11 protein-coding genes are annotated in these 12554 nt (G+C 38.1%); 7 read left to right on the top strand and 4 right to left on the bottom strand.

Going from position 1 to position 12554, the window contains the following annotated elements; genetic code table 11:
- Positions 1-317: 317 nt before the first annotated feature.
- The gene (locus BZK16_RS05045; protein WP_198932435.1) at positions 318-2426 is read right to left on the bottom strand and encodes a BCCT family transporter; all 2109 of its coding nucleotides are present in this window, start codon (positions 2424-2426) and stop codon (positions 318-320) included.
- Positions 2427-2681: 255 nt separating this feature from the next.
- On the opposite strand from BZK16_RS05045, the gene BZK16_RS05040 reads away from it, so the two are divergent.
- The 7 genes from BZK16_RS05040 (at position 2682) to BZK16_RS05010 (ending at position 9676) form a co-directional block, all read left to right on the top strand.
- Positions 2682-3077: a hypothetical protein gene (locus tag BZK16_RS05040; protein WP_233145201.1), complete on the top strand. Its 396-nt coding sequence runs from the start codon at positions 2682-2684 to the stop codon at positions 3075-3077.
- Positions 3070-3681, top strand: a complete 612-nt coding sequence (gene yihA / locus BZK16_RS05035) for a ribosome biogenesis GTP-binding protein YihA/YsxC (protein ID WP_077927811.1) — start codon at positions 3070-3072, stop codon at positions 3679-3681. Before BZK16_RS05040 ends, yihA begins: the two co-directional genes overlap by 8 nt.
- The gene (locus BZK16_RS05030) at positions 3674-4651 is read left to right on the top strand and encodes a glucokinase (protein WP_077927810.1); all 978 of its coding nucleotides are present in this window, start codon (positions 3674-3676) and stop codon (positions 4649-4651) included. Before yihA ends, BZK16_RS05030 begins: the two co-directional genes overlap by 8 nt.
- Entirely contained in the window at positions 4648-5487 is an 840-nt protein-coding gene (locus BZK16_RS05025) for a MurR/RpiR family transcriptional regulator (protein WP_077927809.1), read from the top strand. The genes BZK16_RS05030 and BZK16_RS05025 overlap by 4 nt, the downstream gene beginning before the upstream one ends.
- Positions 5487-6269, top strand: a complete 783-nt coding sequence (gene truA / locus BZK16_RS05020; protein WP_233145200.1) for a tRNA pseudouridine(38-40) synthase TruA — start codon at positions 5487-5489, stop codon at positions 6267-6269. Before BZK16_RS05025 ends, truA begins: the two co-directional genes overlap by 1 nt.
- Positions 6270-6418: 149 nt before the next feature.
- A complete protein-coding gene (locus tag BZK16_RS05015; RefSeq protein ID WP_077927808.1) occupies positions 6419-8311 on the top strand; it encodes an NAD(P)-binding protein in 1893 nt (630 codons plus the stop codon).
- Positions 8312-8314: 3 nt separating this feature from the next.
- Positions 8315-9676, top strand: coding sequence for a c-type cytochrome (locus BZK16_RS05010; protein WP_233145199.1), 1362 nt, complete (start codon positions 8315-8317; stop codon positions 9674-9676).
- A gap of 116 nt (positions 9677-9792) precedes the next feature.
- Here the strand turns inward: BZK16_RS05010 and BZK16_RS05005 are convergent, their stop codons facing one another.
- The 3 genes from BZK16_RS05005 to BZK16_RS04995 form a co-directional block, all read right to left on the bottom strand.
- On the bottom strand, positions 9793-10362 hold the full coding sequence (locus BZK16_RS05005; RefSeq protein ID WP_077927807.1) for a YceI family protein: 570 nt from the start codon (positions 10360-10362) through the stop codon (positions 9793-9795).
- The gene (locus BZK16_RS05000; RefSeq protein ID WP_077927806.1) at positions 10359-10943 is read right to left on the bottom strand and encodes a HutD/Ves family protein; all 585 of its coding nucleotides are present in this window, start codon (positions 10941-10943) and stop codon (positions 10359-10361) included. The genes BZK16_RS05005 and BZK16_RS05000 overlap by 4 nt, the downstream gene beginning before the upstream one ends.
- 91 nt (positions 10944-11034) lie before the next feature.
- Positions 11035-12444: an amino acid permease gene (locus BZK16_RS04995; protein ID WP_077927805.1), complete on the bottom strand. Its 1410-nt coding sequence runs from the start codon at positions 12442-12444 to the stop codon at positions 11035-11037.
- Between the last annotated feature and the right edge of the window lie 110 nt (positions 12445-12554).

Genomic DNA, 12554 nt, shown 5'->3' with positions numbered 1-12554 from the left:
ATAATAAAGGTTTTGTGATGAATCCTATAGTGCAAAAGTTTTAATAAAACGTTATTTAGGGTTTTAAATTTGATCTTAAGAATATACAAACATTGCTGATGATAAAATGCCTGTCATAAATAATGATTTTAATTTCATGGGATGCTCCGTGGTATTAGCTATAAAATAAGTAGGTATATTTATAATATTTTCCATGAGATAAGAGAAGTTGAACTATTTTATGTGACAGTTTGAAAAAACTTATGATGAATTTTGAAATATAAAAAAGCCCAAATAGTTTTCTATTTGGGCTTTTTGTTAGAAGAATATTGAGCTAATTACGCTTTGCTAGGTTCTTCTGTTGTTTCACTGTTTCCATTGGTATCATTGCCATTGTTAATTTCTTTCAAAACAGATTTAACATCATGTTCCAATTGGAAGTTATGAATGAATTGTAAATGATTTGTGTATTGATCCACAATGTCATTGCTTAGGCTTTCTTTGCTGTAGCCCATAATGTCATAGCCTTGCGCACCATTATCCAAATGCACTTCCGCACGGAAATACTTCTGATAATCAGGATCAATGTCCGATGCCTCAATGGAAGAGAAGTTAGGTTTCAAATAATGACGAGCTTTAATACGATACATAAAGTTATCATTTTTACCATGTTCCACTTCAAAGAGAATATCATCATCGCTTTTTTTGGTAATGGTTGTTTGAATGCCTTGCTTTGATAATTCAGCAGCAACTTCTTCAAAAGCAGGTTGAACCACTTCTTCAATAAAGCGAATCACATGATCACGGCGTGGATAGAGCACTAAACTACGTAAACGTTTCTGCCAACCGCCAGATGCTGCGCTTGTTTGTACATTATTGATGGAATTTATGCGAATTTCTTTTTTACCATAATCCACGCGCAAAGCTTTAAATAACCCATACAGTGAGATCAATAAAATAATACTGAATGGGAATGCGGAGGCAATGGTCGCAGTTTGTAGTGCTTCCAAACCATTGGCGGACATCAACACAATGGCAATCACGCCTGTGATTGATCCCCAATAAACACGTTGCCATAGTGGTGTTTGTGTTTTAGTGGAAGAGAGCATATCCATTACGATTGCACCAGAATCGGCACTTGTAATGAAGAATACAAATACCATCACGATGCTTAAGCCTGATAATACGGAAGCCCAAGGGAATCCTTCCAAGAATACGAATAACGCTAATGATTTATCGGTATTAATCGCATCAGTGATTGCAATCACGCCATCATTACGAATCATATCGATCGCTGAGTTACCAAACACAGTCATCCACAGTAATGTGAAGCCTGCTGGCACTAATAATACGCCCAATAAGAATGTGCGGATTGTACGACCACGAGAAATACGAGCGATGAACATGCCCACAAATGGCGACCATGATAACCACCAGCCCCAATAAAGAATCGTCCAACCACCGATCCAATCGCGAGGATCTTTTGGCTCGTAAGCATATAAGTTAAATGTTTTGTTCACTAAATCAGATAAGTAGCTACCAATGTTTTGAATGTATGCTTGGAACAACATCACAGTTTTACCACCTAAAAATAGCACCAATAACATCAATGCTAATGCCATATATAGGTTGGTTTCAGAGAGGATTTTAATCCCTTTATCTAAACCTAAACTCACAGATAAAGTTGCACCTGCTGTTGCAATGATCACGATGACGATTTTAATGCCAGTGACAGACAATAAAGCATTAGGATCTTGTGCATAAGCAGATAATTTATAACTTGTTAAATAGTCTAAACCTGCAAAAATTTGTTCTACACCAAAACCTAAAGATGTTGCCACACCAAATGCTGTACCGATAACAGCAAAGATATCAATGGCATCACCAATTTTACCGTAAATGCGTTCACCAATTAATGGATAAAGCGCAGAACGTAATGCTAAAGGTAATTTATGGCGGAAGCAGAAATACGCTAAGATTAAGCCAACAATCGCATAGATTGCCCAAGCATGTAATCCCCAATGGAAGAAGGTTAAGCGCATCGCTTCTGTTGCAGCTTTAACGGTTTCAGGTTCACCTACTGGCGGTGCGATATAGTGCATTACTGGCTCTGCAACACCAAAGAACATTAAGCCTATCCCCATTCCTGTGGAGAAAAGCATGGCGAACCAGCTGAAATTTGTATAAGTTGGGCGGGAATGATCTGGCCCTAATCGAATGTCACCAAAGCGACTGAATGTAATGAATATAGCTGCGCCTAATATGATGGCGACGGATAATATGTAATACCATTTAAGGTTATCAACGATCCACGTTTGAATCGCGCTGAAAAAGTCTTTTGTATTCGGGACAAAAATTGTAATGCATAAAAGAGCTAATATTAGTATATTGGCGCCTACGAACACGGGGATGTTTAGGCTTGTAAAATACTTGCTTTGCGTCCTCATTGTTTTCGACATAAAAGTTCCTTGATTGTTCAAGTGAAGCCCTCATCGCAAGGGCGAAAAAATTAGTGATATACGACAAAAACGAGCAAATTCGTTCGAAATCATTTATCATGCCTGACGGCTATTGGTATGGGAATTTTCCCAAAAAAGGAAAGATTATAGCATAAAAGGTATCTCATCCCAAAAGACAAAAATTTTTGATAATATTTCCTATCTCACACGAAATTGATTAATTTAACGAATAGACAATTAACTATGAAACGAATAACTTTATTCTTAGCCTTAATCACGCTATCATTTTCTAATGCACAATTAACGTTTAATTCATTAGAAAAGATGCAACAACCTTTTTCATTTACACAGCAAAGTATTATTGCACGATTGATGGCTACACAAGCGAAACAGATTGAAGAAGGGAAGATGACAGAGTTTGAATCCCGTTGTATTTCAAGTAACATTGTTGTCATGATGGGTGATACCAATGCTGAACGTTTCACTGCAATTGCTGAAAAGGCTTATGCGCATCAAATAGAATCTCTCTCTGTAGATGAGATTAATTTTATGCAAACTGTTAACGACAAATACATGACTGTACTTGCCATTGTGGCAGAGGAATGTAGTCAAAAACCTCAAAAAGAGACACATGAGTAATTTAATTCAACGCTTTCATGCGACAAAATTTTTAACGAGCGCGAATCAATTGAACCAACTGCCTGAAACAGAAGGGCATGAAGTGGCTTTTGCTGGTCGTTCTAATGCTGGTAAATCCAGTGCTTTGAATGCGTTAACTTCGCAATCAACATTGGCTCGTACAAGTAAAACGCCAGGGCGTACACAATTGATTAACTATTTCGAAGTGGATCCACAAAACTTTTTGGTGGATTTACCGGGTTATGGTTATGCAAAAGTACCTGAGCGCATTCGTTTGCATTGGCAATCAGTGATTCAAGGTTACTTTGAAACACGTAAAAATCTAACAGGTTTAATCATGATGATGGACGTTCGTCATCCAATGACTGTTTTAGATGAACAAATGCTTCGCTGGTGTGAATCACAGGATTTGCGTGTTCATATTCTCTTAACAAAAGCAGATAAGCTAAAGCGTGGTCCTGCAAAATCAGCATTATTTAAAGTGGAAGAAGCTTTGAAAGAGTTTGCAATGCCAGCAACTGTGCAATTATTCTCAGCAACAGATCATACAATTGGTTTGCAAGATGCTTTGAAGATATTGAATGAATGGTTGCCACGTGACTAAACAGATTCATGCTTTAATTGCAGATATTGGCGCGACTAATAGTCGCGTTGCTGCTATCTACAGTGATGATTTAACAAAATATCACGCCGTTGAAATCTATCGCTCGGGTGATTTTAATGGGCCTGATGAAATTATTCGCCATTACTGTGCTGAGCAAAATGTAGAATTGCCAAATTTAATTTTGTTAGCCATTGCAGCACCAGTTGATTTGAATGATATTCAGTTTGTGAATAATCATTGGGCATTTAAGCTCACAGACATTCAAGAAAGGCTATTGCCAGCTCAAGTACATTTTTTCAATGATGTTGAGATGCTAGGCTATGCTTTACCTCATTTACCAGATACATCTTTGCTACAAATTGGTGGTGGTATGCTTTTAGAAAAAGCTCCTAAATTGGCAATTTCTTTAGGTTCAGGGATTGGCACAAGTTTAGTGATTCATCATCATGATTGGTTGGCGATTCCATCTGAAGGTGGACATTCATCCATGATGATGGATGATGAGTTTATCAGGGACTTTTGGGATTATTTAAAAAATTCTAATAAAAATAAAATAATCATCGAAGATTTTATTGCAGGCAAAAAAGGCATTCCGCAGCTTATCGATTTTTTACATACAACTTCTGAACAAATAGGTGCCAAACCAACGCCTATTGAACTAGTTGAGCGTTTAATCAACAAAAAAGATGCATTTGCTGTACAACTTTTTACAAGATATTGTGCTATGATTGGCAAAGTAGCTAAAAACTACACTTTAATTACGGGAGCAAAGGCTGTTTATCTTGCTGGTGGGGTTATTCCTAGGTTTCTAGAGTTTTTTGCACAATCAGAATTTCGAGCATCATTTGAAGCCAGTACATCTGTTGGGCAATTACTAGAAAATATACCAACATTTGTCGTAACAGATCCTTATCCCGCTTTAACTGGATTAACTCGAAAAGTTGCTTATATGGAGGATACAAAAGAGTGATTTCACATATTAAAAGCCATCGTGACAAGCTAAGAAAATCAGAAAAATTAGTCGCGGATTGGATAATGAGTCACCCAAATGATGCAGCTTCTTTGTCTATCGGTATGTTGGCAAAAACTGTGGGTGTTTCAGAACCAACTGTTATTCGTTTTTGCCGTGCGTTAGGATTTGATGGTTATCATGTATTTAAACAAGAGCTTGCAGGCGCTCTGAATGCTGGTGTTCCATTCATTCATAGTAATGTTTCTGAATCTGACAATACGAAAGATATTGTTAATAAAGTGATTACACAAGCATCTGCTGCTTTATTGCGCACGAAAGAATCAATTTCTGTGAAAGCAATTGATCAAGCCGTAAAAATTCTAATGAAATCATCCAATGTATTGTGCATTGGTCATGGTGCATCGAACGTTGTTGCATTAGATATTCAGCAAAAATTATTGCGTGTGGGCATTACAGTTTCAGTATTCAGTGATCACCATGTTCATTCTTTGGCTGCATCATTGATGAAGAAAAAAGATGTCATGATTGCGGTTTCTCACACTGGTCGAAGCCAAGATATTTTAGACTCTGTTGCTTTTGCAAAAGAAAATGGTGCGTCCATTATCTCTTTCACAAGCAAGAATTCACCATTGGGTGAATTATCTGATGTTGTATTAGAATCTGGTGCGACAGAAGATACGAAAGAATATATCCCAATGATTTCACGTTTGGCTGACTTAGCAATTGTGGATGTTTTATTGGTGAATCTTGCATTAAAACGCGGTTCTTCATTCATTGAAGAGATGAGTCGTTCGAAAACAATCATTGAATCTAAGCGAGTACGCGATAAATAATGATTGAGCAAGAAAATATCGTGCTATCAATTTCTTATGATGGCACAAACTTTCGTGGCTGGCAGGCGCAAAAAGTGCCGCCAGTTCGTTCTGTGGAATCAGTTTTAGTCAAAGCCATTGAAAAAGTTGCCAATCATTCTATTCAATTGATATGTGCAGGGCGAACTGATGCTGGTGTGCATGCACGCAATCAAGTGGTGAATTTCTTCACAACTTCAGAACGTACAGATTATTCTTGGATTCGTGGCATTAATACAAATTTACCTGATGATTGTGGCGTTAATGCGGTTTATCGTGCACCATTAGATTTCCATGCAAGATACAGCGCGCAAGGTAGATTTTATCAATATGTGATTTGTAATAAACCCTATCGTTCAGTGATAGATCGTTTTTACACAACGCACATTAATTATCCTTTGGATGTGAATGTAATGCAGTTGGCTGCCAATGATTTAGTGGGTGAGCATGATTTTAATGCATTTCGCTCGAGTGAATGCCAAGCGCCAACATCTATTCGTGAAATATTCTCTATCAATCTTCATCAAGACGGTGACTATATTTATATAGATGTTCACGGCAATGCTTTTTTGCATCACATGGTGCGTAATATTGTGGGTGTATTATTGAAAGTTGGTAGCGGAAAGGCACCCACTACTTATGCCAAAATGGTACTAGAAAGTTTAGATCGCAAACAAGGTGGTGTGACTGCACCAGCATCTGGATTGTTTTTAGATCACATTGATTATGATTGGAGTGTTTTAACCACCAAAGCAGATGGTTGATGTAAAAAAATTCCTTTAATAAACAAAACAATAAAAAAAGAGGTCAATGGATCTCTTTTTTTATATTCAATGATCTGTTTATATAGGGGGCTTCAACACTTCTCAATAGAAAGCGTTAAGGTATTTTTAAGGTTAAGAATAAGGTTTTTATGCGTATCACTCGTAGAGATTTTCTAAATGGCGTGGCTTTAACAATTGCCGCAGGCATGACGCCACTGCAACAAATTACAAATGCATCAGATTATATTCAAGCAATGGTATTGGATGAGGAGTATTACCCACCTAAGTTAACAGGTTTGAGAGGCAGTCATGATGGTTCATTTGAATCTGCACATAAATTAGGGCGTGCAGGTGCTTCATTTGCAATGCCAGAAGAGATCGAAGAGGAATATGATTTAGTTATTGTGGGTGCTGGCATTAGTGGCTTAACGGCAGCGCATTTGTATGTAGCGCGTTTTGGTGCAGATAAGAAAATTCTAATTTTAGATAATCATGATGATTTTGGTGGTCATGCGAAGCGCAATGAATTTTCAACAGATGAAAGTATATTAATGAGTTATGGTGGCAGTGAATCCTTACAATCGCCGAGAAGTGTTTATAGTCAAGAAGCGATAGAGTTTATTCACAAATTAGGCATTGATCTCACGCGTTTGGAAAATCATTTTGATGTGGGCTTTTATCCCAAGCGCGGTTTCAGTAAAGCCGTTTTCTTTGATCAAAAACACTTTGGCGTGAATAAAATTGTCAGCGGTGATCCAGGGCAAGGTGTTGCGGATGATGTGCCTAAAAATCAAAAAAATGGCTTAACATATCATGAATTTATTGGCGATTTCCCAATGAGTGATCATGATAAAGCTCAGCTTATACAATTACATAAAGAAGAGATTGATTACTTATCAGATCTAACCATTGAAGAGAAAGAAGCTTACTTAGTTTCTCACAGCTATAGCCAGTTCCTGCGAGATAAAGTTAAGCTATCAGAAAAAGGTGTACTATTTTTCCAGCAATCCACGCATGACTTTATGGCGGTTGGCATTGATGCGATTAGTTGTAGTGATGCGCGTGCTTGTGCGTTACCAGGTTTTGAAAAAATGGGTATTGATCCATTAGATGAAGAGGTACAAGCAGCTATTGATGATTTATACATTCATCATTTCCCTGATGGTAATGCAACGATCGCTCGTTTGATTGTTCGTCAATTGATTCCACCTGTTGCTAAAGGCAATACGATGGAAGATGTTGTGATGGCTAAATTTGATTACAGTAAATTGGATAGCCCTCGCTCTAATGTTCGTATTCGCCTGAATTCTACTGTGATTAACGCCGTTAATGTTGAAAATGGCACGAAGACTGATGTTGTTTATTTGCGAGATGGGAAAACACATAAGGTAAGAGCAAAAGCGGCGATCATGGCATGTTATAACATGATGATCCCTTATCTGGTGCCAACTATGCCAGAAGAGCAGAAAGTAGCATTGCGCCACAATGTGAAAGCACCACTCGTTTATACCAAAGTTGCATTGAGTAATTGGCTCTGTTTTCAAGAGGCAGGCACATCTAATATTTATTGTCCAAGTGCGCCTTACAGCACTGTGAAATTAAATTATCCTGTATCAATGGGTGGCTATGAACATGCAAAATCTGATTTAGATCCCATCGTTGTACATATGATCTATGTGCCCACGATGCCAGATAGTGGTTTGCCTGCAACAAAGCAGGCGGCAATGGGGCGTTCTCAATTATTGGGTATGACATTTGATGATCATGAAAAGATCATTCGCCAGCAATTGCAAGATATGTTTGGTGAATATGGCTTTCTTCAAGAAGATATTATCGGCATTACAGTGAACCGCTGGTCTCATGGGTATGCTTATTATCCTAACTCGTTATTTGATGATGAAAAGTATTTTGAAAGAGTGATGGCAGTTGCTAAAAAGCCTTTTGGCAATATTTATATCGCCAATTCAGATTCTGAATGGGGCGCTTATGCGCATGCAGCAATTGATGCGGCTTATCGCGCTGTTGGCGAGTTGCAAGGGTAAGGAATGGCTATGAAATCATATTTTTATAAAATGAGCACGTTATTGGTTGTATTGTGCGGTAGTTTTGTTTGGGCGAATGACGCAGCAAATATGAGCCAAGGTGAGTATTTAGCTCGCGCAGGTGATTGTATGGCATGCCATACGAATGATGAAAGTAAGCCTTATGCTGGCGGGCATGGCTTAGCTTCGCCAATCGGCACAATTTATGCCACCAACATTACGCCAGATAAAACCTATGGCATTGGCAATTACACTTACGAAAATTTTGAACAAGCGCTTCGTCATGGTGAAAAGCCATCGGGTGATCCATTGTATCCTGCAATGCCATTTGTATCGTATGCAAAAATGAATGATGCGGATGTTCGTGTATTGTATGATTACTTTATGAATGAGGTTCAGCCTATTACAGAGCCAAATTTGCCTACAGATATGGAATGGCCGTTGAATATGCGTTTCCCAATGAGTATTTGGATTGCATTATTGACAGATAGTAGGAAATATATTCCGCAACCTGATCAAACTGATGAATGGAATCGTGGTGCATATTTGGTGCAAGGCTTAGGTCATTGTGGTACTTGTCATACGCCTCGCTCAGTGACTTTGGTTGAGCAAGGCTTAGATGAAACAAGTGAAACATTCTTATCAGGAGCTCAACTTGGTGGTTGGTATGCACCGAATTTAAGAACATTGCAAGAAAATGATGATCAAGAGTTATTTCGACTGTTGAAAGAAGGGCGAAATACACAACATGCCTTTGCAGGTCCAATGTCTGATGTAACAACGCATAGTTTGAGCCATTTAACTGATGAAGATATTCACAGTATGATTGTTTATCTACGCTCGATTCAATTGCCATCAGAGCGCGTTAATGCAATTATTGCAAACTCTGATAAGCACAGTGAAGGTTATGGGCTGTATCAAGAATATTGTTCCGCTTGCCATGGTATTCAGGGCGAAGGTGCTCAAAATGTAGCGCCATTGTTGGCAAATCGAGGCAATGGTGAGCAAGGTCGTACATTGAATGTGGCTCAAGTGATTTTGTCAGGCACAGAATCAGTACATAATGCGGATCGTATCGCTTATCAAATGCCAGCTTACAAAGATAAATTCAATAATGAAGAGGTTGCGCAATTAACGAACTTCATTATGCATAATTCAGATTGGCAGAATTATAATGATAAAATCACAGCGGAAGATATTCAAAAGCTAAAAGAGGGCGAGCCACCGATGAAAGGCTGGCCAGTAGTTATTTACTTTATTGATTTTATAGGAATATTAGTTGTGATTGGATTATTTTGGTCATATCACAGATCTAAGAAAGCAAAGAAAATTAAGAAAACTCAAAGGCAAAAAGTTAGAAAATAACCTCTAAAAATATTTAGCCATTTATAAAAATGGGAAATGGTTGGATTGAAAAATCACAGATAAAAAAAATAGCGAATATTTGTCTATTCGCTATTTTTGCTCACTTCATAGAAATATTATTCTTTAGCAATGGCTTCCACTGTGATATTCACATTGATTTGGTCGCTCACAGCGGGTACATAATCACCCATTTCAAAATCAGAGCGATTAAAATGTGTGGTTGCATTGAAGCCAATCGCCTCGCCACCCGCCATTGGATGAATGGCTTTTTTATTGAGCTTTGCGTTTAAGCTGATAACTTTTGAAATGCCTTTGATGGTTAGAACGCCATCTACTTTGTATTGATTATTTTCTAGTGGCGTTACTTTTGTACTATCAAAAGTAATGGTTGGAAATTCAGCGCCATTGAACCATTCAGTATCTTGTAATTTGAGGTCAAACATATCAACATTAGTATTAATGCTTTTTGTGTTAATGATTACATTAACTTTGGATTGCGCAGGATTGGTATCATTAAAAACAATTTCACCATTAATTGCTTTAAAGTTAGCGCTTGGTGTTGAATAACCTAAATGATCCCAGCTAAATACAGTGGCTGTATGTGTAGGATCAATGGTGTAAGTGATCTCTTCTGCTGTTGCAATTGATGATGCGAGTAATAATGCAGGGATAATTATAGCTTTCATTGTGGCTCCGCTGGACAGTATTCAGAAATTTCAGCAATCAATAAAGGTGCTGTTCTAGTTTGTGTTTGAATAGTAACACAATTAGGATCTGTTTCTGATAATAAAATCGCATCGAATGTATCGAGACTATTTTTGTCTAGCTGGCAAGGTTTGAGTGCAAGAAATAGAGTTGTGGATGATTTTCTTTGATAAGTTTGTCTATCATTAAAGTCCGCATGGACAAGAGAATGCTTGGCAAAATTATTATTGGTCATCACGCCAAAATCTAAAGCAGGTGCAGGGCAATCTGTCATTTCTGTAGGCACTGTTCCGCTAAATGTCACAGGCTGCCCATCGCGGTGAAGCTCTACAGTTTGCCCTTGGATGTTGAGCGTAATTTTTTCGCCTGTTAATAGTGCTAGGCTTCTTGTAACGTTATCAAAGTTAGAGAATGGGCCAACAGCATTCACAGTTGCTGCACTGATGCGCCATTGAAAGTTAGAAATATCAGCATTTTTTGGATGGATAGCAATTTGGCGTGTCGTGCCTTGACCATTTTTCCATGGTGTTTCAACTAAATCTTTAAATGTAATTTTTTCCATAGCATCCCTTTGAAATCCATAATCCCATTGAATTCATATCGTGAAATATTATTATGTGGACTATGGATTGTGATATCAAGACTAATGGAGATTAATCTTGTTGAATGGGTTTAAAGTTTGATAGCTCATTGTCACCTTGCATTTGATGAGGTTTAACCCATAAATAATAACAAGTTAATAATAAAACTAACCAAATGCCACCTGCATACAATGCTTTTCGTGCAGGCTCGTAATAGCCTAAAATACCAATCACAAAGATCATGAAGCCAATAGCAAATGCTGGACCAACTGGCCAAAATGGCACAGGGAATTTTAATTGACTAGTTTCTTCTTTCGATAATTTTTTACGCATTGCAACTTGTGAAATTAATACAGTTAACCAAACCCAAACAGTTGCAAATGTTGCCATGGCAGCGATCACGAAGAATAAACCTTTAGGGAAAAGATAATTCAAAACAACGCCCAAAATCATCACAAAGAACATAACAATGATTGGATAAATTGGCACACCATTGGATGATAGTTTGCTGAATGATTTTGGTGCGTGGCCTTGTTCTGCTAAGCCATACATCATTCTGCCAGCGCCAAAGATATCACTGTTGATTGCAGAAACTGCTGCTGTTATAACAACAATATTCAATAAATTTGCTGCTGATTCGATGCCTAAGCTGCTGAAAATTGTTACGAATGGGCTTGCGCCTAAACCAATTTGATTCCAAGGGAAAAGTGCCATCAAGACCATTAAAGCTAAGAAGTAAAAGAGTAAGATTTGTACAGGTACAACATTGATGGACATGGGTAAAGTTTTCTCAGGATTTTCAGCTTCTAGCGCAGTTAAGCCTAAAGTTTCAATGCCACCAAATGAGAAAACAACAACGCTAAGGGCGATGATGATGCCGTAAATGCCATTGGGTGCAAAGCCACCATGTGACCATAAATTACTAATGGCAGGCGCTGAATCTAAAGTGGAGCTTGTTGCATCCATACCTGATAATAAAATGTAGCCACCAGCACAAATCATTGCAACGATTGCGAGTACTTTTAATAAAGATAACCAAAAGCCTAATTCGCCAAATAATTTAACAGAGCAAAGATTAATGCCACATAAAACTAATGTAATGCCCAGTGCCCAAATCCAAGGTGCAACATCGGGGTACCAAAAGCCCATATAGATGGCGAAAGCTGTCACATCGGCAATACAAACTAAAGCCATTTCAAAAACGTATGTCCAGCCTGTGAAAAAACCTGCTAAAGGTCCTAAATATTTTGTAGCATAAGCACCAAATGCACCAGGCATCGGGCTATACATGATCATTTCACCTAAAGCGCGCATCACCATAAATACAGCAATGCCTGATAATAAATATGCGATCAATACAGCAGGGCCAGCCATTTGAATGGCATTGGCAGAGCCGTAGAATAAGCCAGTGCCGACAGCGGAGCCTAAACCGATGAATAAAACATGGCGCGGAGTTAAGCCTCTCTTCAGTTGAGTAGCCATTAATGAAATCCTCCAATGGATATGCAAAATATTTTTTGCACGAAAAAATCTGCTAAGCCTAACATACAGAGTTGTTAGGCTTATATTTATAATAAGAATTTGCTAATAAT

The sequence above is a fragment of the Wohlfahrtiimonas populi genome (genome assembly GCF_002006795.1).
Classification (GTDB): Bacteria; Pseudomonadota; Gammaproteobacteria; order Cardiobacteriales; family Wohlfahrtiimonadaceae; genus Wohlfahrtiimonas; species Wohlfahrtiimonas populi.
The sequence above is the reverse complement of the archived record's forward strand: the minus strand, read 5'-3'. Positions and strand labels throughout refer to the sequence as shown.

Excerpts from the sequence above, each read along its gene's own strand:
- yihA (WP_077927811.1), top strand. The coding sequence starts at position 3,070 with ATGAGTAATTTAATTCAACGCTTTCATGCGACAAAATTTTTAACGAGC.
- BZK16_RS05010 (WP_233145199.1), top strand. The coding sequence starts at position 8,315 with ATGGCTATGAAATCATATTTTTATAAAATGAGCACGTTATTGGTTGTA.
- BZK16_RS04995 (WP_077927805.1), bottom strand. The coding sequence starts at position 12,444 with ATGGCTACTCAACTGAAGAGAGGCTTAACTCCGCGCCATGTTTTATTC.
- BZK16_RS05040 (WP_233145201.1), top strand. The coding sequence starts at position 2,682 with ATGAAACGAATAACTTTATTCTTAGCCTTAATCACGCTATCATTTTCT.
- BZK16_RS05045 (WP_198932435.1), bottom strand. The coding sequence starts at position 2,426 with ATGAGGACGCAAAGCAAGTATTTTACAAGCCTAAACATCCCCGTGTTC.
- BZK16_RS05005 (WP_077927807.1), bottom strand. The coding sequence starts at position 10,362 with ATGAAAGCTATAATTATCCCTGCATTATTACTCGCATCATCAATTGCA.
- BZK16_RS05015 (WP_077927808.1), top strand. The coding sequence starts at position 6,419 with ATGCGTATCACTCGTAGAGATTTTCTAAATGGCGTGGCTTTAACAATT.
- BZK16_RS05000 (WP_077927806.1), bottom strand. The coding sequence starts at position 10,943 with ATGGAAAAAATTACATTTAAAGATTTAGTTGAAACACCATGGAAAAAT.
- truA (WP_233145200.1), top strand. The coding sequence starts at position 5,487 with ATGATTGAGCAAGAAAATATCGTGCTATCAATTTCTTATGATGGCACA.